Source organism: Stenotrophomonas sp. STEN021 (assembly GCF_056760175.1).
Genome location: NZ_JBRREH010000033.1, coordinates 23,753 through 46,404, shown reverse-complemented (window position 1 = coordinate 46,404; position 22,652 = coordinate 23,753). Strand labels below are relative to the sequence as shown.

Annotated in this window: 21 protein-coding genes and 2 tRNA genes; all 23 read left to right on the top strand. The window is 62.1% G+C overall.

The genetic code is table 11. The features are described from left to right. The first annotated feature begins 228 nt into the window (after positions 1-228). The 23 genes from accD to nusA all read left to right on the top strand — a co-directional run bounded on the left by accD (position 229) and on the right by nusA (position 22,582). The gene (gene accD / locus ACVOL0_RS09320) at positions 229-1,110 is read left to right on the top strand and encodes an acetyl-CoA carboxylase, carboxyltransferase subunit beta (protein WP_481513029.1); all 882 of its coding nucleotides are present in this window, start codon (positions 229-231) and stop codon (positions 1,108-1,110) included. After that, on the top strand, positions 1,110-2,465 hold the full coding sequence (glmM, locus tag ACVOL0_RS09315) for a phosphoglucosamine mutase (protein ID WP_481548842.1): 1,356 nt from the start codon (positions 1,110-1,112) through the stop codon (positions 2,463-2,465). Before accD ends, glmM begins: the two co-directional genes overlap by 1 nt. Before the next feature lie 73 nt (positions 2,466-2,538). After that, positions 2,539-3,477: an isopenicillin N synthase family dioxygenase gene (locus ACVOL0_RS09310; RefSeq protein WP_481548841.1), complete on the top strand. Its 939-nt coding sequence runs from the start codon at positions 2,539-2,541 to the stop codon at positions 3,475-3,477. Between the two features lie 156 nt (positions 3,478-3,633). Next, the gene (tpiA, locus tag ACVOL0_RS09305) at positions 3,634-4,389 is read left to right on the top strand and encodes a triose-phosphate isomerase (RefSeq protein WP_481548840.1); all 756 of its coding nucleotides are present in this window, start codon (positions 3,634-3,636) and stop codon (positions 4,387-4,389) included. A 29-nt stretch (positions 4,390-4,418) separates the two neighbouring features. Next, positions 4,419-4,865: a preprotein translocase subunit SecG gene (secG, locus tag ACVOL0_RS09300; protein ID WP_481548839.1), complete on the top strand. Its 447-nt coding sequence runs from the start codon at positions 4,419-4,421 to the stop codon at positions 4,863-4,865. Positions 4,866-4,913: 48 nt separating this feature from the next. Next, positions 4,914-4,998 (top strand) — tRNA-Leu (locus ACVOL0_RS09295). Positions 4,999-5,110: 112 nt separating this feature from the next. After that, positions 5,111-5,467: an NADH-quinone oxidoreductase subunit A gene (locus ACVOL0_RS09290; protein WP_282268401.1), complete on the top strand. Its 357-nt coding sequence runs from the start codon at positions 5,111-5,113 to the stop codon at positions 5,465-5,467. Beyond that, entirely contained in the window at positions 5,458-6,012 is a 555-nt protein-coding gene (locus ACVOL0_RS09285; RefSeq protein WP_017354657.1) for a NuoB/complex I 20 kDa subunit family protein, read from the top strand. The genes ACVOL0_RS09290 and ACVOL0_RS09285 overlap by 10 nt, the downstream gene beginning before the upstream one ends. A gap of 32 nt (positions 6,013-6,044) precedes the next feature. Continuing rightward, positions 6,045-6,797 (top strand): NADH-quinone oxidoreductase subunit C, encoded by a 753-nt coding sequence (locus ACVOL0_RS09280; RefSeq protein ID WP_313173596.1) that lies wholly within the window; start codon positions 6,045-6,047, stop codon positions 6,795-6,797. 89 nt (positions 6,798-6,886) lie between these two features. Continuing rightward, on the top strand, positions 6,887-8,116 hold the full coding sequence (locus ACVOL0_RS09275; protein ID WP_481548843.1) for an NADH-quinone oxidoreductase subunit D: 1,230 nt from the start codon (positions 6,887-6,889) through the stop codon (positions 8,114-8,116). 91 nt (positions 8,117-8,207) lie between these two features. After that, positions 8,208-8,735: an NADH-quinone oxidoreductase subunit NuoE gene (gene nuoE / locus ACVOL0_RS09270; protein ID WP_282268404.1), complete on the top strand. Its 528-nt coding sequence runs from the start codon at positions 8,208-8,210 to the stop codon at positions 8,733-8,735. 3 nt (positions 8,736-8,738) lie between these two features. Beyond that, positions 8,739-10,076 (top strand): NADH-quinone oxidoreductase subunit NuoF, encoded by a 1,338-nt coding sequence (gene nuoF, locus ACVOL0_RS09265; RefSeq protein ID WP_282268405.1) that lies wholly within the window; start codon positions 8,739-8,741, stop codon positions 10,074-10,076. After that, on the top strand, positions 10,073-12,307 hold the full coding sequence (gene nuoG, locus ACVOL0_RS09260; RefSeq protein ID WP_481548838.1) for an NADH-quinone oxidoreductase subunit NuoG: 2,235 nt from the start codon (positions 10,073-10,075) through the stop codon (positions 12,305-12,307). The genes nuoF and nuoG overlap by 4 nt, the downstream gene beginning before the upstream one ends. Beyond that, entirely contained in the window at positions 12,304-13,398 is a 1,095-nt protein-coding gene (gene nuoH, locus ACVOL0_RS09255) for an NADH-quinone oxidoreductase subunit NuoH (protein ID WP_481548837.1), read from the top strand. The genes nuoG and nuoH overlap by 4 nt, the downstream gene beginning before the upstream one ends. Before the next feature lie 3 nt (positions 13,399-13,401). Then, the gene (gene nuoI / locus ACVOL0_RS09250; protein ID WP_481513021.1) at positions 13,402-13,890 is read left to right on the top strand and encodes an NADH-quinone oxidoreductase subunit NuoI; all 489 of its coding nucleotides are present in this window, start codon (positions 13,402-13,404) and stop codon (positions 13,888-13,890) included. Positions 13,891-13,899: 9 nt separating this feature from the next. Beyond that, complete coding sequence (locus ACVOL0_RS09245) at positions 13,900-14,553, top strand: NADH-quinone oxidoreductase subunit J (protein WP_481515243.1); 654 nt, start codon at positions 13,900-13,902, stop codon at positions 14,551-14,553. Next, positions 14,550-14,855: an NADH-quinone oxidoreductase subunit NuoK gene (nuoK, locus tag ACVOL0_RS09240; RefSeq protein WP_054656949.1), complete on the top strand. Its 306-nt coding sequence runs from the start codon at positions 14,550-14,552 to the stop codon at positions 14,853-14,855. Before ACVOL0_RS09245 ends, nuoK begins: the two co-directional genes overlap by 4 nt. 7 nt (positions 14,856-14,862) lie before the next feature. Beyond that, positions 14,863-16,977, top strand: a complete 2,115-nt coding sequence (gene nuoL / locus ACVOL0_RS09235; RefSeq protein WP_481548836.1) for an NADH-quinone oxidoreductase subunit L — start codon at positions 14,863-14,865, stop codon at positions 16,975-16,977. A 19-nt stretch (positions 16,978-16,996) separates the two neighbouring features. Then, complete coding sequence (locus tag ACVOL0_RS09230) at positions 16,997-18,508, top strand: NADH-quinone oxidoreductase subunit M (RefSeq protein ID WP_481548835.1); 1,512 nt, start codon at positions 16,997-16,999, stop codon at positions 18,506-18,508. A 36-nt stretch (positions 18,509-18,544) separates the two neighbouring features. Beyond that, entirely contained in the window at positions 18,545-20,002 is a 1,458-nt protein-coding gene (gene nuoN, locus ACVOL0_RS09225; RefSeq protein ID WP_481548834.1) for an NADH-quinone oxidoreductase subunit NuoN, read from the top strand. A gap of 202 nt (positions 20,003-20,204) precedes the next feature. Further along, a tRNA-Met gene (locus tag ACVOL0_RS09220) sits at positions 20,205-20,281 on the top strand. Positions 20,282-20,478: 197 nt separating this feature from the next. Next, on the top strand, positions 20,479-21,066 hold the full coding sequence (rimP, locus tag ACVOL0_RS09215; protein ID WP_481548833.1) for a ribosome maturation factor RimP: 588 nt from the start codon (positions 20,479-20,481) through the stop codon (positions 21,064-21,066). A gap of 4 nt (positions 21,067-21,070) precedes the next feature. Next, positions 21,071-22,582, top strand: a complete 1,512-nt coding sequence (gene nusA / locus ACVOL0_RS09210) for a transcription termination factor NusA (protein WP_481548832.1) — start codon at positions 21,071-21,073, stop codon at positions 22,580-22,582. Positions 22,583-22,652: the final 70 nt, after the last annotated feature.

The following is a 22,652-nucleotide window of genomic DNA, read 5'->3' as shown; positions in this document are numbered from 1 at the left end:
GCCATGCTCGGCACTACAAGGACGCTTTATCGGCAAGGCCTCTGCCGAGCATGGCTCGGCACTACAGCGGTCCGGCTTTCTGCCTGGCTTGGCCCGGCGTTGCGCTGCAAACATACGCGGCAGTAGGGATTGCGCCAGATCCGGTGCTGCGACTTGGTCGCAGTGGTGAGCTAGACTGTGGGCCCTGTCGTGGCCGCGAGGCCACCCTGAACGGAATTGTCATCCCGCATGAGTTGGCTCAGCAAGTTGATGCCGTCCGGCATCCGTACCGACAACACGCCCTCCAAAAAACGCAGCGTCCCCGAGGGGCTGTGGGAAAAATGCAGCAGCTGCGGCGCGGCCCTGTACCGCCCGGAGCTGGAAGAAAACCTTGAGGTCTGCCCGAAGTGCGGGCACCACATGGCCATCCGCGCGCGCGCGCGCCTGGCCTCGTTGTTTGATGCTGACAGCACCAGCGAGATCGCCGCCCGCCTCGGGCCGACCGACGTGCTCAAGTTCAAGGACCAGAAGAAGTACGTCGAGCGCATTAAGGCCAGCCAGAAGAACACCGGCGAGTACGACGCGCTGGTTGCCATGCGCGGCCTGCTGAAGGGGCGCCCGCTGGTTGCCTCCTCATTCGATTTTGCCTTCATGGGCGGGTCGATGGGCTCGGTGGTCGGTGAGCGTTTCGCGCTTGCTGCCGAAACCGCACTGGAAATCGGTTCCCCCTACGTCTGCTTCTCCGCCTCTGGCGGTGCACGCATGCAGGAAGGCCTGTTCTCGCTCATGCAGATGGCCAAGACCTCGGCCGCGCTGGCCAAGCTGCGTGAAGCTGGTCTGCCCTATATCTCGGTGCTGACCCATCCCACCACGGGTGGTGTTTCGGCCTCGTTCGCGATGCTGGGTGATATCAATATTGCCGAACCGCAGGCGCTGATCGGCTTTGCCGGCCCGCGCGTGATTGAGCAGACCGTGCGAGAAAAGCTGCCCGAAGGCTTCCAGCGCTCGGAGTTCCTGCTCGAACATGGTGCCATCGACCAGATCTGCGACCGTCGCGAAATGCGCGATCGTCTGGCCGACCTGCTGGCCATGCTGGGTCGTCAGCCGCAGCATGAGGAAGTGGCAGCCTGATGGGTACGCGCAAGTATTTTGGCACCGACGGCATCCGTGGTCGGGTCGGCAAGGGCGTGATTTCCGCTGATTTCGTGCTGCGGGTCGGCAATGCGCTGGGCCGCGTATTGGTTGCGCGTGGTGGCAAGCAACCGACCGTGGTGATCGGCAAGGACACCCGCATCTCCGGCTATATGTTCGAGTCGGCGTTGGAGGCAGGCTTGGTTGCCGCAGGTGCCAATGTGCAGCTGATCGGGCCGATGCCGACTCCGGCGGTGGCTTTCCTGGCGCACACGCTGGGCGCCGATGCCGGTATCGTGATCAGTGCCTCGCACAATCCGCATTACGACAACGGCATCAAGTTCTTCTCCGGCGAAGGCGAAAAGCTCGATGACGCCACCGAACTGGCGCTGGAAGCAGCGATGGATCAGCCGTTCTCGACGGTGGAATCCGAACAGCTGGGCAAGGCCGTCCGTGCGCGTGATGCGGTCGGTCGTTACATCGAGTTCTGCAAAGCCAGCGTGCCACGTGATTTCTACCTGCGCGGGCTCAAGGTCGTGCTTGACTGCGCCCACGGCGCCACCTATCACGTTGCGCCGTTGCTGTTCCGCGAGCTGGGGGCGGAGGTGACTGCGATCGGTGCGGAGCCGAACGGCATCAACATCAATGATGGCGTGGGCTCGATGCACATCGACAGCCTGGCGCGCAAGGTGACCGAGGTCGGCGCGGATATCGGTATCGCCTTCGATGGCGATGGCGACCGCGTGTTGATGGTCGATCACACCGGTGCGGCGGTGGATGGTGATGGTTTGCTGTACGTGCTGGCCAAGGCTTGGCAGGCCAATGGGCGCCTGCATGGTCCGGTAGTCGGGACGCTGATGACCAATTACGGGATGGAGCAGGCGTTGGAGCGTCTGGGTATTCCGTTCGTCCGCGCCAATGTCGGCGACCGTTATGTACACAAGGCGCTGGTCGACGGCAACGGCGTGCTGGGTGGCGAAGCCTCCGGTCACATCCTGTGCCTGGATCGTGCTACCACCGGCGATGCCATCGTCAGTGCATTGCAGGTGCTGGAAGTGCTTGGTGGTGCCGGCGTGAACCTGCGGCAGGCGCTGCAGGGGCTGGTGATGGTGCCGCAGAAGACGATCAATGTGCGCCTGGAAAGCGGGGCGCGCGAAGTTGTTGCCAGCGCGCCGGTACAGGCCGCACTTGCAGCCGCACAGGCGGCAGTGGCCGGGCGGGGCAGGGCGTTCCTGCGGCCTTCGGGTACCGAGCCGGTGGTGCGGGTCACGGTCGAGGCCGATGAGGCCGGGCTGATGGCCGCTACCCTTGAGGCACTGGCCGAGGCGGTTCGTTCGGCTGCCGCACAGGTTTGAGCTGGATCATGGTTGTGTTGCCGGGACGTCGGTTTCAATGGCCGGCGTCCCGTTCCCTTCTTTGGAGTTTTGTATGAGTTCCCGTATTCCCACCCTCGACATCACCCGTTTCGATACTGACCGTGACGCCTTTGTGGCTGAGCTGGGCGCCGCGTATCGTGAATGGGGTTTTGCGGGTATTCGCAACCACGGCATTCCGCAGGCGGACATCGACGCCGCGTATGACGTGTTCAAGGCGTTCTTCGCCCTGCCGGAAGATGTGAAGAAGCAGTACCACATCGCTGGTGGTGGTGGTGCGCGTGGCTATACCCAGTTCGGTGTGGAAACCGCCAAGGGGTCCTCGCATTTCGATCTGAAGGAGTTCTGGCATATTGGCCGCGAGATTGGTGATGACTCCAAGTATCGCGAGGTGATGCCGCCGAACCTGTGGCCGAGCGAAGTTCCGGGCTTCAAGGAACACGGCTACGGGCTGTACCAGAAGCTCGACCAGCTGGGTTCGCGGGTGCTGTCGGCACTGGCCCTGCACATCGGCCTGCCGGAGAGCTACTTCGCCGACAAGACCAACAACGGCAACTCGATCCTGCGTCCGATCCATTACCCGCCGATCACCACCGACGATATCCCCAATGTGCGCGCCGGCGCCCATGGCGACATCAATTTCATCACCTTGCTGGTCGGTGCCAGTGCGGCCGGCCTGGAAGTGCAGTCGCATGAGGGTGAGTGGGTGCCGTTCACCTCTGACGCCGACACCATCGTGGTCAATATCGGCGACATGCTGCAGCGCCTGACCAACCATGTGTACCCGTCCACCATCCATCGCGTGGTCAATCCCCCGGGTGAGCTGGCGCGCAAGCCGCGCTATTCGGTGCCGTTCTTCCTGCATCCGAACCCGGATTTCCTGATCGACGTGCTGCCCTCGTGCATCACTGCGGAGAATCCGAGCCGCTACCCGGAGGCGATCACCGCCCATGGCTTCCTTGAGCAGCGCCTGCGCGAGATCAAGCTGAAGTAAGCCGGCGCTGGTTCCGGTTGTTGTCGCATCGACGCCGTCGCGGCCTTGGCCCGGCGGCGTTTTTGCATCTTGTCTTCCGTTGTCCGCAGTTTGTCCTGCTGATGTCCGCATATCGGCTATCCTTTGCCGATACTTTTACCGGGGAGTTATGCCTGAATGCGCCAAAAAATCGTTGCTGGTAACTGGAAGCTGCATGGCAGCCGTCAATTCGCCACCGACTTGGTCGGGCAGGTGGCCGCTGGCCTGCCGCTGCCCGGTGTGAGCCTGGTGATCCTGCCGCCGCTGCCGTATCTGGGCGATCTGGTCGAGGATTTCGAAGATACGGAGCTGGCATTCGGCTCGCAGGACGTCAGTAGCAACGAGAAGGGTGCTTACACAGGCGAGGTTTCGGCCAGCATGCTGGTGGATGTTGGTGCCACCCATGGTCTGGTCGGGCACTCCGAGCGCCGCCAGTACCACAGTGAAAGCAGTGAGCTGGTGGCGCGCAAGTTCGTTGCCGCGGTCAATGCAGGCCTGATTCCAGTCTTATGTGTTGGTGAGACGCTGGAGCAGCGTGAGGCTGGGCAGACCGAGGCGGTGATTGCCGCGCAGTTGGCGCCGGTGCTGGATCTGGCCGGGGTCCAGGCCTTCGCCAAGGCTGTTGTCGCCTATGAGCCGATCTGGGCAATTGGCACCGGCCGTACCGCCTCGCCGGAGCAGGCGCAGGCCGTGCATGCGTTCATTCGTGGCGTAGTCGCCGAGCGCGATGCTAGAATTGCCGATTCGTTGTCGATCCTTTATGGCGGCAGCGTCAAGCCCGACAACGCAGCAGAGCTGTTTTCACAGCCTGACGTCGATGGCGGGCTGGTAGGTGGCGCTTCGCTGGTGGCGGCTGATTTTCTGGCCATCGCGAGGGCGGCTGCCAGTCGCTAACGGGTAATTGTCCGGGACGGATTTCAAAAATGCTGATGTTGATCCTCAATGTGGTCTATGTGCTGGTGGCGCTCGCGATGATCGCGCTGATCCTGATGCAGCGTGGCTCTGGTGCTGCCGCTGGTTCGGGTTTTGGTGCCGGTGCGTCGGGTACGGTGTTTGGCGCGCGTGGCGCGTCCAACTTCCTGTCCAAGAGCACCAAGTGGCTGGCCGTGGTGTTTTTCGGCATCAGCTTGTTCATGGCGTGGTACGCCAGCCACGGTTCGCGTCCGGCCGACCAAGGCATGGGCCTGATGGGTGCGGTTGAAACGGCGGCTCCGGCTGCTGCACCGGCGGCTCCGGCGGGTGAGTTGCAGTCCGTTCCGGCAGCTCCGGCTGCTGCGACCGTGGGTGAAGTGCCGCAGGCAACGGCTCCGGCGGAAAATATTCCTGCCAAGAGTGAAGAAAAGCCCGCTGAACCCGCACAGAAAGACTGAAGACGGTTACAATACGCGGCGCACTGCGAAGCAGCTGCGCTGACGTAAGCCCAGGTGGCGGAATTGGTAGACGCACTACCTTGAGGTGGTAGCGACGAGAGTCGTAGGGGTTCGAGTCCCCTCTTGGGCACCATTGTTTTATGCGGGTACACGGGTTGCAGCAGCTTCCCGTCGTGGCAAGTCCCGTTCATCCCCCATGCCTTGGCACCTGCAGGTGTCCCGGGCAGAGGCAAGAGAGAATCGCTGTGCTGGCCGAATATTTGCCGTCTCTGCTGTTTCTGATCGTCGCCACCGGCATTGGCGTTGCGCTGATGTTGATCGGTCGGTTCCTCGCTCCGCGTTCGCCGGACACCGAGAAACTCTCCGCCTACGAGTGTGGCTTCGAGGCGTTCGAGAACGCGCGCATGAAGTTCGACGTGCGCTACTACCTCATCGCCATCCAGTTCATCGTCTTTGACCTGGAAATCATCTTTATTGTGCCCTGGACCCAGGTGTTCATGGAGCTCGGCGCCCGTTCGCTGGTCACCATGGGCTTGTTCGTGGGCATGCTGTTCCTCGGCTTTATCTACGTGTGGAAGAAGGGAGCGCTGGAATGGGAGTGATCCAAACTCTCGACGGCCTGATGAACAACCCCGTTCCGGAAGGGCGGGTTGATGACATTCTGCGGCCTGAAGGCGATAACCCCCTGCTCGAGAAGGGCTATGTGACCACCAGCGTTGACGCGCTGTTGAACTGGGCACGTACCGGCTCGATGTGGCCCATGACCTTCGGTCTGGCCTGCTGCGCAGTGGAAATGATGCACGCCGGTGCGGCGCGTCTGGACCTTGATCGCTACGGTGTGGTGTTCCGTCCCTCGCCGCGTCAATCCGACGTGATGATCGTGGCCGGTACCCTGGTCAACAAGATGGCCCCGGCGCTGCGCAAGGTCTACGACCAGATGCCGGACCCGAAGTGGGTCATCTCGATGGGTAGCTGCGCCAACGGTGGCGGTTATTACCATTATTCCTATGCCGTGGTGCGCGGTTGCGATCGTGTGGTGCCGGTGGACGTCTACGTCCCGGGCTGTCCGCCGACGGCCGAGGCGCTGGTGTACGGCATTTTGCAGCTGCAGAAGAAGATCTGGCGTACCCAGACCATCGCACGCTGACCCCCTTTCAAATCAAGAGCACGCCAGCCCCCATGGCCCAGCAAGCACCTTCTCTCATCGATAAACTTCGCGCCCGTTTTGCCGGTGCGCAGGTTGTGGTGGTCGAACCGCGCGGCGAAGTAACGCTGGAAGTGGCCGTTGCCGATTGGCACGCAACCGCTCTGGCGCTGCGTGATGAACTCGGTTTCGAGCACGCCACCGACCTGTGTGGCGTCGATTACCTCGGCTACGGCAGCGACGAGTGGGATACCTCGGACGTTTCCTCGCACGGCTTCAGCCGTGGCGTGGAAGGCAGTGGCGCCGGTCGTTTCGCCTGGGGTGAATTTCCCAGTCACGAAACCGCTGAAGGTGCGCAGCCGGACGCTATGCCGAAACAGCGTTTCGCCGTGGTCTGCCAGCTGCGTTCCTACCAGCACAACCAGCTGTTGCGCATCCGTTGCTACGCGCCCAGCGAATCGCTGCCGGTGGTGGCCTCGCTGACCGACATCTATCCGGGCCTGAACTGGTTCGAGCGCGAAGCGTTCGATCTGTACGGCGTGATCTTCGAAGGTCACCCGGACCTGCGTCGCATCCTGACCGACTACGGTTTCGTGGGTCATCCGTTCCGCAAGGATTTCCCGCTGATCGGCAACGTCGAAGTGCGTTACGACGAAGAAAAGAAGCGTGTGGTCTACGAGCCGGTGACTTCGGTCGAGCCGCGCGTAGGCGTGCCGCGTGTTATCCGCGACGATGCCCGTTTCCAGACCGCTGAAGGCGAGCGCGCGCAGACGGAGGCAAGCAAGTGAGTGCGGACGTAAAGAAGGAATACCACCAGGCCTCGCAGGCCTTTGCGAGCAATCCTGCCGAAGCCAAGCAGGAAATCCGCAACTACACCATGAACTTCGGTCCGCAGCATCCGGCTGCGCACGGTGTGCTGCGCCTGATCCTGGAAATGGACGGCGAAACCATCATGCGCGCCGACCCGCATATCGGCCTGCTGCACCGCGCGACCGAGAAGCTGGCCGAGTCCAAGCCGTTCAACCAGTCGATCGGTTACATGGATCGCCTGGATTACTGCTCGATGATGTGCAACGAGCACGCCTATGTCCGTGCCATCGAAACCCTGGTGGGTATCGAAGTGCCGGAGCGTGCGCAGTACATCCGCACCATGTTCGACGAAGTCACCCGTATCCTGAACCACTTGATGTGGCTGGGTTCCAACGGCCTGGATCTGGGCGCGATGGCGGTGATGCTGTATGCCTTCCGTGAGCGCGAAGAGCTGATGGACTGCTACGAAGCAGTCTCCGGCGCGCGCATGCACGCGGCGTACTACCGTCCGGGCGGTGTCTACCGCGACCTGCCGGACACCATGCCCAAGTACAAGGAATCGCGTTGGCACAAGGGCAATGCGCTGAAGCGTCTGAACGCTTCGCGCGAGGGCTCGCTGCTCGACTTCCTGGAAAACTTCACCAATGAGTTCCCGGGCCGCGTTGACGAATACGAAACCCTGCTGACCGACAACCGTATCTGGAAGCAGCGTACTGTTGGCATCGGCGTGATCACCCCGGAACATGCGCTGGCCTGGGGCATGACCGGCGTGATGTTGCGTGGTTCGGGCATTGCCTGGGATCTGCGCAAGAAGCAGCCGTATGCCAAGTACGACGCGGTCGATTTCGACATCCCGCTGGGTACCAATGGCGACTGTTACGACCGTTACCTGGTGCGTGTTGCCGAGATGCGCGAATCCAACCGCATCATCAAGCAGTGCGTGGCGTGGCTGAAGGCCAATCCGGGCCCGGTGATGGTCAAGAACTTCAAGGTTGCCCCGCCGGCTCGCGCCGAGATGAAGGACGACATGGAAGCGCTGATCCATCACTTCAAGCTGTTCAGTGAAGGCTACTGCGTACCGGCCGGCGAAACCTATGCGGCAGTTGAAGCGCCCAAGGGCGAGTTCGGCTGCTACCTGGTCTCCGACGGTGCCAACAAACCGTTCCGTGCCCACCTGCGCGCGCCGGGCTTCGCCCACCTGTCCTCGATCGACTCGGTCGTGCGCGGCCACATGCTGGCCGACGTGGTGGCAATGATCGGCACCTACGACCTCGTGTTCGGCGAGGTTGACCGGTAATGTCGGCCAATCACACATCGTCCGTTGCCTGCGCGGTTCTGCCGCCGCAGGCATCGGTTTTTCAGCTTTTGGTATTCGTTGAGGTCGGCCGATGAAGGCGACGGGTAATTTCGAGGCGGCGCGCAACGTCGACCCGATGGTGGTGTTGAGCGACAAGACGCGCGCTCACATCGATCACTGGCTGTCCAAGTTCCCGCCCGATCGCAAGCGTTCGGCGGTGCTGCAGGGCCTGCATGCCGCACAGGAGCAGAACCAGGGCTGGCTGAGCGACGAGCTGATCGCCGGCGTGGCCAAGTACCTGGACCTGCCGTTCGTGTGGGCGTACGAAGTTGCAACCTTCTACTCGATGTTCGAGACCGAGAAGGTTGGCCGCAACAACGTCGCCATCTGCACCAACGTCAGCTGCTGGCTCAATGGCGCCGACGACATCGTCCGTCATTGCGAGAAGAAGCTGGGCATCAAGCACGGTGAATCGACCGCCGATGGCCGCGTCTACCTCAAGAAAGAGGAAGAGTGCCTGGCTGGTTGCGCCGGTGCGCCGATGATGGTCATCAACGGTCATTACCACGAGCGCCTGACGCTGGACCAGGTCGACGCGCTGCTGGACGGGCTGGAGTAAGGCATGGCACACCACGAATCCAAGGGCCCGGTCGGACCGGCGCCGCTTCCGCACAACGTGGTCTACACCACGCTGCATTACGACACCCCGTGGTCGTACGAAAGCTATCTGAAGACCGGTGGCTACGCCGCGCTGCGCAAGATCCTCGAAGAGAAGATCCCACCGGCCGACGTCATCGAGATGGTCAAGCAGTCCGGCCTGCGCGGCCGCGGCGGCGCGGGCTTCCCGACCGGCCTGAAGTGGTCCTTCATGCCCAAGGGTGATGTGCAGAAGTACATCCTCTGCAACTCGGATGAATCCGAGCCGGGCACCTGCAAGGACCGCGACATCCTGCGCTACAACCCGCATTCGGTGGTGGAAGGCATGGCGATTGCCTGCTACGCCACCGGCTCGACCGCGGCGTACAACTACCTGCGCGGTGAGTTCCACCACGAGCCGTTCGAGCACTTCGAGCAGGCCCTGGCTGATGCCTACAAGCACGGCTGGCTGGGCAAGAACGTGCTGGGCAGCGGTTGCGACATCGACATCTATGGCGCACTCGGCGCCGGCGCCTACATCTGCGGCGAAGAAACCGCACTGATGGAATCGCTGGAAGGCAAGAAGGGCCAGCCGCGTTACAAGCCGCCGTTCCCGGCCAACTTCGGCCTGTACGGCAAGCCGACCACGATCAACAACACCGAGACCTATGCCTCGGTGCCGGCGATCATCCGCAACGGCGCGGAGTGGTTCAAGAACCTGAGCCTGACCAACAACGGCGGCCCGAAGTGCTTCTCGGTCTCCGGCTGCGTGACAAAGGGCGGCAACTTCGAAGTGCCGTTGGGCACCACCTTCGACGACCTGCTGGCAATGGCCGGTGGCCTGCGCCCGGGTCGCAAGCTGAAGGGCGCAATCCCGGGCGGCGTGTCGATGCCGGTGCTGACCGCCGAGCAGCTCAATGGGTTGGCGATGGACTACGACACCATCCGTGCACTGGGCTCGGGCCTGGGTTCGGGTGCCATCGTGGTGCTGGATGACAGCGTCTGCTGCGTCAAGTTCGCCTGCCGCATCAGCCAGTTCTTCCACAAGGAATCCTGTGGCCAGTGCACCCCGTGCCGCGAAGGCACCGGCTGGATGCACCGTGTGCTGGAGCGCATCGTCGCCGGCCAGGCCACGATGGAAGACCTGCATCAGCTGAAGACGGTTGCCGGCCAGATTGAAGGCCACACCATCTGTGCGTTCGGTGAGGCGGCAGCGTGGCCGATTCAAGGCTTCCTGCGCCAGTTCTGGAACGAATTCGAGTACTACATCGTCAACGGTCATTCGATGGTTGACGGCAAGAAGGTGGAGACTGCTGCCGCATGAGCGCGCAACCGGTAAATCCCAATGTACCGCCGGATCATGTGACCATCGATATCGATGGTCAGAGTCTGGTCGTACCCAAGGGTTCGATGATCATCCAGGCCGCCGACAAGGCTGGCATCCCGATTCCGCGCTTCTGCTACCACGAGAAGCTGCCGATCGCCGCAAACTGCCGCATGTGTCTGGTCGACGTTGAAAAGTCGCCCAAGCCGTCGCCGGCCTGCGCAACCCCGGTCATGGATGGCATGAAGATCCAGACCCGCAACGAGAAGGCGCTCAAGTACCAGCGTTCGGTGATGGAGTTCCTGCTCATCAACCACCCGCTGGACTGCCCGATCTGCGATCAGGGCGGCGAGTGCGAATTGCAGGACGTGTCGCTGGGCTACGGCCGTTCGGTCAGCCGCTTCAACGAGCGCAAGCGCGTTGTGGTCGACGAGGACATGGGGCCGCTGGTCGCCACCGAGATGACCCGCTGCATCCAGTGCACCCGTTGCGTGCGCTTCACCGCTGAAGTCGCTGGCACCTACGAGCTGGGTGGCATGTCGCGTGGTGAAAACCTGCAGATCGGCACCTACGACGGCAAGCCGTTGACCACCGAGCTGTCCGGCAACGTCATCGACGTGTGCCCGGTCGGCGCGCTGACCAACAAGGTGTTCCAGTTCAAGGCGCGCCCGTGGGAACTGACCGCGCGCGAATCGCTGGGTTACCACGACGCGATGGGCTCGAACCTGTTCCTGCACACCCGTCGCGGCGAAGTGCTGCGCGCGGTGCCGCGTGACAACGAGCTGGTCAACGAGTGCTGGCTGTCCGATCGCGATCGTTATTCGCACCAGGGCCTGTATGCGGCCGACCGCGCGGTCAAGCCGCTGCAGAAGGTCAATGGCGAGTGGAAGGAAGTGAGCTGGGCCGAAGGTCTGGCTGCTGCCCGCGAAATCTTCGAAGCCAACCGTGGCGACGAACTCGGCGTGCTGGTGCACCCGGCGACGTCGAACGAGGAGGGCGCATTGCTGGCCCGCCTGGCCGCTGGCCTGGGTTCGAACAATATCGACCACCGCATCAACAACCGCGACTTCTCCGATGCGCCGGTTGCCGAAGCATTCGGCATGTCGCTGGCCGAGATCGAGCACGCTGATCAGATCGTTGTATTGGGTAGCAATATCCGCCACGAACTGCCGCTGCTGCACGCTCGCCTGCGCAAGGCGCAGACCACCAACGGTGCCAAGATCCATTCGATCAACCCGGTCGATTTCGACTTCGCGTTCAAGCTGGCCGGCAAGCACATCGTTGCACCGTCGCGGTTTGTCGAAGCGCTGGGCAACACGCAGCTGGTCGACGCGGTGAAGGGTGGCAACAACACCGTCATCATCGTCGGTGCCATTGCCGAGAATCACCCGCAGGCCGCTGCCATCCGTGCCGCTGCCAGCGCGTTCGCCGCTGCAACCGGCGCCAAGCTGTGCCGTATCCCGCAGGGTGCCAACGCGCTGGGCCTGGCCCGCGCTGGCGTGCTGCCGGCCGGCAAGGACGTCAATGCAATGCTGGCGCAGCCGCGCAAGGCCTATGCCCTGTACGGCATCGAGCCGGGCCTGGACTTCGCCGATACCGCCGCTGCCCGCAAGGCATTGGCCGGTGCCAAGGTCGTGGCTTTCAGCCACTTCGCCTGCACCTCGACCCGCGATGTCGCCGACGTGATCCTACCGATCGGCGCACTGCCGGAAATCGACGGCACGCTGACCAACCTGGACGGTCGCGAGCAGGTCGCCCGCGCTGGTGGCAAGCTGCAGGGCGAGGCCCGCGAGGGCTGGCGCGTGCTGCGCGCCCTGGGTGGTGACATGCAGCTGGCCGGTTTCGGTTTCACCGATCTGGCAGGCCTGCGTGCCGGCCTGCAGCCGGTCGCGGTCAAGGTTGCCGCTTCGGCGCAGCCGCAGCTGGCAGGCGAGGGCTTCGAAGTGGCTTCGACCCCGGCTATCTACCGCACCGATGCCGTCGTGCGTCGTGCGCAGGCGCTGCAGTCGCATCCGCTCAACAACGATCCGCGCATCGTGCTCAATGCCGATGACGCTGCGCGTCTGCAGCTGAGCGAAGGTCAGATGGCCAAGGTCGGTACCGATGCTGGTCGCGCTACGCTGTCGGTCGTGGTCGACGCACGCGTCGCCGCCGGTACGGTGTGGATTGAATCGGGCCACGGCGCAACCGCGCCGCTGGGTGCCGCTCGGGTAACGGTGGTGGCTGCATGAACGAGTTGCTGTTAAACGCGATCGAGCCCTTGTTCCAGTGGTTCATGTCCCTGGGTGACATCGGCATCGTGCTGTGGACGGTGATCAAGATCCTCTTGATCGCCATGCCGGTGATCATTTCGGTTGCCTTCTACGTGTTGTGGGAGCGCAAGCTGATCGGCTGGATGCACGTCCGTCATGGGCCGATGTATGTCGGTCTGGGCGGCCTGCTGCAGGCCTTCGCCGACGTCACCAAGCTGCTGTTCAAGGAAATCATTGCCCCGGCCAGCGCGCACAAGGCGATGTACGTCATCGCGCCGCTGATCGTGCTGGCTCCGTCGTTCGCGGCGTGGGCGGTGGTTCCGTTTGACTACAAGCTGGTGTTGTCCAACGCCAACGTCGGCCTGCTGTACCTGCTGGCGATGACCTCGCTGGGCGTGTACGGCGTGATCCTCGCCGGTTGGGCCTCCAACTCCAAGTACGCCTTCCTCGGTGCGATGCGTTCGGCCGCACAGGTGGTCAGCTACGAAATCGCGATGGGCTTCGCCCTGGTTGGCGTGATGATCGCCGCCGGCAGCCTGAACCTGACCGATATCGTGCTGGCGCAGAAGGGTAATTCGGGTCTGTTCGACTGGTTCCTGCTGCCGCTGTTCCCGCTGTTCGTCGTGTACTGGGTGTCCGGTGTTGCCGAAACCAACCGCGCGCCGTTCGACGTGGTGGAAGGCGAGTCGGAAATCGTTGCCGGCCACATGGTGGAGTACTCCGGCGGTGCGTTCGCACTGTTCTTCCTGGCCGAGTACGCCAACATGATCCTGGTCAGCTTCCTGATCTCGATCTTCTTCCTCGGTGGCTGGCTTAGCCCGCTCCAGGGCTGGATCACGGCAGACATCTCGCCGTGGATCAACTGGATCTGGACCGGCGGTTGGCCGTGGCTGTTGCTCAAGGTGCTGTTCTTCGCCAGTGCGTACATCTGGTTCCGTGCCAGCTTCCCGCGCTTCCGTTATGACCAGATCATGCGTCTGGGCTGGAAGGTGTTCATCCCGCTGACCATTTTCTGGATCGCGGTGACGGCACTGATGGTGTTCTACGGCGTGATCCAGAAGGGCGTTTGATTCATGAATAAGATCACCCACTATTTCAAAAGCCTGCTGCTCCTGGAGTTGCTCGGCGGCTTGTGGCTGACGCTGAAGTACGCGTTCAAGCCCAAGTACACCGTGATGTACCCGATGGAGAAGTTCCCGCAGTCGCCGCGCTTCCGTGGCCTGCACGCCCTGCGCCGCTATCCCAACGGTGAAGAGCGCTGCATCGCCTGCAAACTGTGCGAAGCGGTGTGCCCGGCACTGGCGATCACCATCGACTCGGCCAAGCGCGAAGACGGCACCCGCCGGACCACGCGTTACGAAATCGATCTGTTCAAGTGCATCTTCTGTGGCTTCTGCGAAGAAAGCTGCCCGGTGGACTCGATCGTCGAGACCCACATTCTCGAGTACCACTTCGAGAAGCGTGGCGAGAACATCATCACCAAGCCGCAGCTGCTGGCAATTGGCGACCGGCTTGAAGCCGAAATCGCCGAGCGCCGCGCCGCCGACGCCGCCTTCCGCTGAGGTCTTGAGATGGATTGGGTAAATATTTGTTTCTGGTTCTTCTCCATCATTGCCGGCATTTCCGCGGCAGCGGTGATCAGCGTGCGCAACCCGGTATACGCCGTGCTGTGCTTGATCCTGACCTTCTTCTCCATTGCCTGCGTATGGCTGCTGGTGGGGGCCGAGTTCCTCGGTGTCACCCTGGTGCTGGTCTACGTTGGTGCGGTGATGGTGTTGTTCCTGTTCGTGGTGATGATGCTGGACATCGACACCACCAACCTGCGTGAAGGCTGGGTGCGTTACCTGCCGGTCGGCCTGGTGGTCGCGGTGGTGATGCTGGTGCAGATGCTGACTTTGATCGGCATCAAGGCACGTACCGCGCCGTTCCCGGCGGACAACGCCGCTGCGGTCGCTGCTGACACCTCCAATGTCACCTGGCTGGCACGCAGCCTGTTCACTGAGTACCTGCTGCCGTTCGAGTTCGCTGCCGTGATTCTGACCGTCGCCGTGGTGGCAGCTGTGATGCTGACCCTGCGCCGTCGTGAAGGCTTGAAGACGCAGAACCCGACCGAGCAGACCATGACCAAGGCAAAAGACCGCCTGCGCATGGTCAAGATGGCCGCCGAAAAGCCGGTGGTGCAGGTTGATACGCAACATGACGGTGGCGAGGAGGCCAAGCCATGATTTCTCTGGGCCATATGCTCGCGCTGGGCGCGGTGATGTTCTGCATCTCCGTTGCCGGCATCTTCCTCAACCGCAAGAACATCATCGTGTTGTTGATGTCGATCGAACTGATGCTGTTGTCGGTGAACATCAACTTCATCGCCTTCTCGCGTGAGCTGGGCGACACCGCCGGTCAGCTGTTCGTGTTCTTCATCCTGACCGTGGCCGCGGCCGAAGCTGCAATCGGCCTCGCGATCCTGGTGACCTTGTTCCGTACTCGCCACACCATCAACGTGGGCGAAGTCGATTCGCTGAAGGGCTGATCCGCAGATGGAAATCACTCTCTCCAAGAGTCTGTTGATTGCAGTGGTGCTTGCACCGCTGTTCGGCAGCATCATCGCCGGCCTGTTCGGTCGTCAGGTGGGGCGCAAGGGCGCCCAGTACATCACCATCCTGGGCGTGGCCATCAGCTGCGGCCTGTCGGCTTACATCTTCTCCCAGCTGTTGTGGGGCGGGGCGCAGCCGTACAACCAGAACGTCTACACCTTCTTTGAAGTAGGCCAGTACGCGGCCCACGTCGGTTTCATGATCGACCGCATGACCGCGATGATGATGGTGGTGGTGACCTTCGTGTCGCTGCTGGTCCACATCTACTCGATCGGCTACATGTCCGAAGACGATGGCTACCAGCGTTTCTTCAGCTACATCTCGCTGTTCACCTTCTCGATGCTCACCCTGGTGATGAGCAACAATTTCCTGCAGCTGTTCTTCGGCTGGGAAGCGGTGGGCCTGGTGTCGTACCTGCTGATCGGTTTCTACTTCAAGAAGCCGACGGCCATCTTCGCCAACATGAAGGCGTTCCTGGTCAATCGCGTTGGTGACTTCGGCTTCCTGCTCGGCATCGCCGGCATCCTGTGGGCCTTCGGTTCGCTGGATTACGCCACTGTGTTTGCCAATGCCAGCACCGTGCTGGGCACTGAGACCACCGGGCACGCCATGGTGCAGCTGATCGGCGACCACCAGTGGAGCGTTGCGACCATCATCTGCATCTGCCTGTTCATTGGTGCAATGGGCAAGTCGGCCCAGGTGCCGCTGCACGTCTGGCTGCCGGACTCGATGGAAGGCCCGACCCCGATCTCGGCACTGATCCACGCCGCGACCATGGTCACCGCGGGTATCTTCATGGTGACCCGCATGTCGCCGCTGTTCGAGCTGTCGCAGACCGCGCTGGACTTCATCCTGTTCATCGGTGCCACCACTGCGTTCTTCACCGGCCTGATCGGCATCGTGCAGACCGACATCAAGCGCGTGGTTGCGTACTCGACCCTGTCGCAGCTGGGCTACATGACGGTGGCGCTGGGCGTGTCGGCTTACTCGGGCGCCGTGTTCCACCTGATGACCCACGCCTTCTTCAAGGCGCTGCTGTTCCTCGGTGCCGGTTCGGTGATCATGGGCATGCACCATGAGCAGAACATGATGAAGATGGGCGGCCTGCGCAAATACATGCCGATCACCCATATCACCATGTGGATCGGTACGTTGGCCCTGGTTGGTACCCCGTTCTTCGCTGGTTTCTACTCGAAGGACACCATCATCGAAGCGGCCGCGATGCACGCGCACGCTGCCGATGCTGGCTGGGTTGCCCTGTACGGTTACTGGGCGGTGCTGGGCGGCGTGATCGTCACCAGCTTCTACAGCTTCCGCCTGCTGTTCCTGACCTTCTTCGGCAAGGAACGCTTCCGTGACGCGCACGATGACCACCACGCTGATCATGGCCATGGCCACGATGATCATCACGGCCACGGTGCGCACGAGCCGCATGAATCACCGTTGGTAGTAACCGTGCCGCTGATCCTGCTGGCTATTCCGTCCATCCTCATCGGCTTCTTCACCATTGGCCCGATGCTGTTTGGTACCGGTTGGGACGGCCATGCCGCCGCTGCCGGCATTCCGGGCCAGACCATGTCGTTCTTCACCGGCATCGTCGACTTCTATGACCCGGCACGTGACACCATTGCCGAAGTGGGCAAGGAGTTCTGGCACGGTTCGGTGGCCTACGCGGTACACGGCATGCAGATGCCGGCGTTCTGGCTGACGGTTGCAGGTTTCGCGCTGGCTTGGGTGTTCTACATCTGGAAGCCGGAACTGGCAGGACAAGCTCGCAAGACCCTGGCACCGGTGGTTTCGGTGCTGGAAAACAAGTACGGCTTCGACAAGCTCTGGATCGACGGCTTTGCCGGCGGTGGTGTGCAGCTCGGCAAGGCCGCCCGTGCCGTTGATAGCACGGTCGTTGATGGGGTGATGGTCAATGGTTCGGCGCGTCTGGTCGACCTGGCTGCCAACCTGCTGCGCCGCACCCAATCCGGTTTCCTCTACCACTACGCGTTCGCGATGATCATCGGCCTGATTGCCCTGTTGGGCGTGCTGATGCATTTCTGGCGTTGACCTGTACGGAATAGAAGACGTGTCGAACTGGCCTCTACTTAGTGTTCTCATCTGGCTGCCGATCATCGGCGGTGCATTGATCCTTGCCTTGCGCAACGCCCAGGCTGCCCGTTGGGCATCCTTGGCGGTGGCACTGCTCACCTTCCTGCTCAGCCTCGGCTTGCTCAGCGGTTACGACCGCGGCGCTGCCGATGTGATGCAGTTCGTCGAACAACATCCGTGGATCCCGGCGTTCGACATCGGCTACAACCTGGCCGTCGACGGTATCGCCATCGCTCTGATCCTGCTGACCACGCTGATCGGCGTGCTGGCACTGATCGGCGCCTGGGGCGTGGTCGACAAACGCGTCAATCAGTACGTGGCGGCCTTCCTGATCCTGGAAGGCGTGACGGTCGGCATTTTTGCCGCCACCGACGCGATGCTGTTCTACGTGTTCTTCGAAGCCATGCTGATCCCGATGTTCCTGATCATCGGTGTCTGGGGCGGTCCGCGCCGCATCTACGCGGCGATGAAGTTCTTCCTGTACACCTTCCTCGGCTCGGTGCTGATGCTGGTGGCGCTGATCTACCTGTACATGAAGGGCGGCAGCTTCCAGCTGGTCGACCTGTATCAGCTGCAGCTGTCGGGCAAGGAACAGACCTGGATATTCTTCGCGTTCCTGATCGCCTTCGCGGTCAAGGTGCCGATGTTCCCGGTGCACACTTGGCTGCCGGACGCGCACGTTGAAGCGCCGACCGCTGGTTCGGTGATCCTGGCGGCGATCGCATTGAAGATCGGTGGCTATGGCTTCCTGCGCTTCAACCTGCCGATCGTTCCGGACGCGAGCCACGAGTGGGCCTGGCTGGTGATCGCGCTGTCGCTGGTGGCGGTGATCTATGTCGGCCTGGTGGCGATGGTGCAGGACGACATGAAGAAGCTGATTGCTTATTCGTCGGTCGCGCACATGGGTTTCGTCACCCTGGGCACCTTCACCGCGCTGTGGCTGGTGCGTGACGCCGGCAACGCCGACGCCGCCCGTCTGGGTTTGCAGGGCGCCATGGTGCAGATGGTTTCGCACGGCTTCGTGTCCGGCGCGATGTTCTCCTGCGTGGGCGTGCTGTATGACCGCATGCACAGCCGCCGCATCGCCGATTACGGCGGCGTGGTCAATGTGATGCCGTGGTTCGCGGCGTTCGCACTGCTGTTCTTCATGGCCAACTCCGGCCTGCCGGGTACCAGTGGCTTCGTTGGTGAGTTCATGATCGTGCTGGCTGCATTCCAGTGGAACCCGCTGGTTGCCCTGGGCGCCGCGACCACGCTGATCATCAGTGCTGCTTATTCGCTGTGGCTGTACAAGCGCGTGTTCTTCGGTGAAGTGGGTAACGCCCACGTCGCCGAGCTGAAGGACATGAATGGTCGCGAGTGGCTGGTAATGACCGTGTTTGCGGTCGGTACGCTGGTGCTGGGCTTCTATCCCAAGCCGCTGACCGATCTGATGGAGCCGTCCATCGCCCATCTGGCGATGCAGATCGCTTCAAGCAAGCTGCTGTAAGCGGCTCGTCGAGAGTATTGATTCCAGGATTTGATGATGACCACGCCGACGCCTCTGCCGTTGACCACGACCGACCTGCTGCCGTTGCTGCCCGAACTGGTAGTGATTGGCGGTGCCTTTGCCCTGCTGATCCTTGATCTGTTCATCAGCACCAAACACAAGGTCTGGACCCACTTCATTTCGGTGGCGATCCTCGCTGTCGCCTTCATCATGCTGTTGAACGGCGTGGGCGGGCAGGGCGAGGTATTCCACGGGATGTTCATCCGTGACAACGCCGCCGACGTCATGAAGACCGTCGTGGTGCTGGTCAGTGGCCTGAGCCTGATCTATGGCTGGAGCTACCTGCGCGAGCGCAATCTGTACCAGGGCGAAATCCCGGTGCTGATCCTGTTCGCCACCGCCGGCATGATGATCCTGGTCTCGGCCGGCAGCCTGCTGATGGTCTATCTGGGCCTGGAACTGCTGGCGCTGTGCTCCTACGCGCTGGTTGCCAGCAACCGTGAGAACAAGCTCGCCGCCGAAGCCGGCATGAAGTACATCGTGCTGGGTTCGTTGGCCTCGGGCCTGCTGCTGTACGGTATGTCGCTGATCTATGGCGCCACCGGCTCGCTGCACCTGGATGTGATCCACGCGTCCATCGCCCATTCCGATGAGCGCCTGCTGCTGTTGACCGGTGCGGTGTTCATGGTTGCCGGCGTGGCCTTCAAACTGGGTGCTGCCCCGTTCCACATGTGGCTGCCCGACGTCTATCAGGGTGCGCCGGCGCCGATCGCGCTGTTCATCAGCTCGGCACCGAAGCTGGCGGCGTTCGGCATGGCTTACCGCCTGTTGGAAATGGGTGTTGGCCCGCTGTCGGCCGAACTGCAGTACGTGCTGGCCGGCCTGGCTGCGCTGTCGTTGGTCATCGGCAACCTGATGGCCATCGCCCAGACCAACCTCAAGCGCATGCTGGCCTACTCGACCGTGTCGCACATTGGCTTCCTGCTGATGGGTATCGCCGGTGGCGGCGAGGCGGGTTATTCGGCCGCGCTGTTCTACGCCATCGCCTACGCCATCATGTCGACCGCGGCGTTCGGCGCGATCATCGCGATGTCGCGTGCCGGTTTTGAGGCCGAGAACATCGAAGACTTCAAGGGCTTGAACGCCCGCAGCCCGTGGATGGCGGGCCTGGTCCTGTGCATCATGGCCTCGCTGGCCGGCATCCCGCCGTTCCTGGGCTTCTGGACCAAGCTGTCGGTGCTGAGCGCGGCCATCAACGGTGGCCTGCTGTGGCTGGCCATGGTCGGTGTGCTGTGTGCAGTGATCGGTTGCTTCTACTACCTGCGCGTCATCAAGGTCATGTACTTCGATGAGCCGGTAGGCGAGCCGCTGCCGCGCAACAACGACCGTATCCTGGGTATCGTGTTGGGTGTGAATTCCGTGCTGCTGCTGTTCCTGCCGCTCGGTTTGGGCCCGATCATGGAGTGGATGCGCAATTCTTTTGCACATTTGTAATAAAAGACGTTACAAATCTGCGCGAAGTGTGTATTATTCATCTCCTGAGTTGACGACCTCGCCGCCCAGCGGAGAGGTCGGAATCACCCGATAAGTGATTCAACCGGAAGGGTTTTTCCGGGTTTCTCTAGCTATTTGAGAGAAACGCGAAGTAAATAAGTCTTGCATTATCGGCTTGGTTACTTCATAATTCCGCTTCTGATGCGGGGTGGAGCAGTCTGGCAGCTCGTCGGGCTCATAACCCGAAGGTCGCAGGTTCAAATCCTGCCCCCGCTACCAGCTTCGGTCTTTGCAACACGATGTGTTGATGAGGCAAAAGTTGGGCTCGCAAGAACGGCTGCTTCCGTTCTTGCAACCGGGATCCGGTCATCGGATCCAAACGGACAAAGGGCCCATGTGGGCCCTTTGCTGTTTCTGGAAATCAGAAACCCCGGTTGGGTGACAACCGTTCTCTAACTTACGAATCAAGGCTGGCTGTGAGCGACAAGGCTACTGAAATCGCGAATCTGCTGGGCCCCACCGTGCAGGCGTTGGGGCTCGAGCTGCTTGGCGCCGAATATCTGCCGGCCCCGGGCGGCGCAACGTTGCGCCTGTATATCGATGTGCCGCTGGCTGAGCAGCCTGAGCGCATGGTCAATGTCGAGGACTGCGAGCGGGTGAGCCGTGAGGTTTCCGCGCAGCTGGACGTCGAGGACCCGATCAGCGGCAATTACACGCTGGAAGTGTCTTCGCCCGGCGTGGACCGTCCGTTGTTCTCGCTGGAGCAGTTCGAGCGCGCCATTGGTGAATCCGCCAAGGTTGGCCTGAAGCTGCCGCAGGAAAACCGTCGTCGCCTGCAGGGCGAAATCGTCGCGGTTGACCAGGAGCAGGGCACGGTGACCTTCGTGGTCGACAACAAGCCGTTCGTGGCTTCGTTCGACAACATCGACAAGGCACGCATCATTCCGGACTGGGCCGCTTTGGGCCTGGCGCCGACCAAACCGACGGGTCCGGCCCCCAAGCAGGGCAAGACCAAGAATAATTCCAATAACGAAACGGCGGCCAAAAAGCCGCGCGCGGAGTGAGCCGATGAGCAAGGAACTTTTGCTGGTAGTTGACGCAGTCGCCAACGAGAAGGGCGTGCCGCGTGAAGTCATTTTTGACGCGATCGAGGCCGCACTGGCTTCTGCCGCGAAGAAGCGTTATGCCGAGGAAGAAGTCCTGGCGCGCGTTTCGATCAACCACAAGGACGGCACCTACGAAACTTTCCGTCGCTGGGAAGTGGTCGCTGATGACGTGGTGATGGAGTCGCCGGACCGTCAGATCCGTTTGATGGACGCTATCGATGAAGCCGACGGCGTTGAAGTCGGCGACTACATCGAAGAGCAGATTGAAAACCCCGATTTCGGCCGTATCGCAGCGCAGGCTGCCAAGCAGGTCATCGTCCAGCGTGTGCGCGAAGCCGAGCGCCAGCAGGTGGTGGATGCATGGAAGGACCGCGTTGGCGAACTGGTCACCGGTGTGGTCAAACGCGCTGAGCGCGGCAACATCTATGTCGATCTGGGCGGCAATGCCGAAGCCTTCATTCCGAAGGACAAGGGCATTCCGCGTGACGTACTGCGTGCCGGCGACCGCGTGCGCGGTTACCTGGCCGAAGTGCGTTCGGAGCCGCGTGGCCCGCAGCTGTTCATCAGCCGTGCCGCGCCGGAGTTCATGATCGAGCTGTTCAAGCTGGAAGTGCCGGAAGTCGGCCAGGGCCTGGTTGAGATCAAGGCATGTGCACGTGACCCGGGCGACCGCGCCAAGATCGCCGTGCTGGCCCATGACAGCCGCACCGATCCTATCGGCGCCTGCATCGGCATGCGCGGTTCGCGCGTGCAGGCCGTGTCCAACGAGCTCAATGGCGAGCGCGTGGATATCGTGCTGTGGAACGACAACCCGGCCAACTTCGTCATCAATGCGATGGCGCCGGCTGAAGTGCAGTCGATCATCGTTGACGAAGAAAAGCATTCGATGGACCTGGCCGTGGCGGAAGACCGTCTGGCCCAGGCAATCGGCAAGGGCGGCCAGAACGTGCGTCTGGCCAGTCGCCTGACCGGTTGGCAGCTGAATGTGATGACCCAGGACCAGGTGACCGCCAAGTCGGAAGCCGAGCAGGGCGTCGCCCGCCAGCTGTTCATGGACAAGCTGGAAGTGGACGAAGAAATCGCCGGCATCCTGGTGTCCGAAGGTTTTGGTACGGTGGAAGAAATCGCCTACGTACCGGTTGGCGAGTTGCTGGCGGTGGAAGGCTTCGACGAAGACATCGTCGAGGAACTCCGCGCCCGCGCCCGCGATGCGCTGCTGAATGAAGCGCTGGCGGTGGAAGAGGGTGCTGACGACGGTGTGCCGGCAGCAGACCTGCTGGCATTGAAGGGCATGGATGAGGCGACCGCGTACGCGCTGGCTGGCCACGGCGTGCGCACAAGTGAGGACCTTTCGGATCTGGCTGCCGACGAGGTTCTGGAGTTCGGCATCGAGGGCATGGATCTGGAGCGCGCCGCGGCGTTGGTCCTGGCAGCCCGCGCCGAGGAGATCGCCCGCCTGGAGCGCGGCGAATGAGCCAGCGATGAACAGTGCCCTGAGCCGCTCAGGGCGTAGACTCCGCGCTGCCTTCGTTCGTGACGAGGGG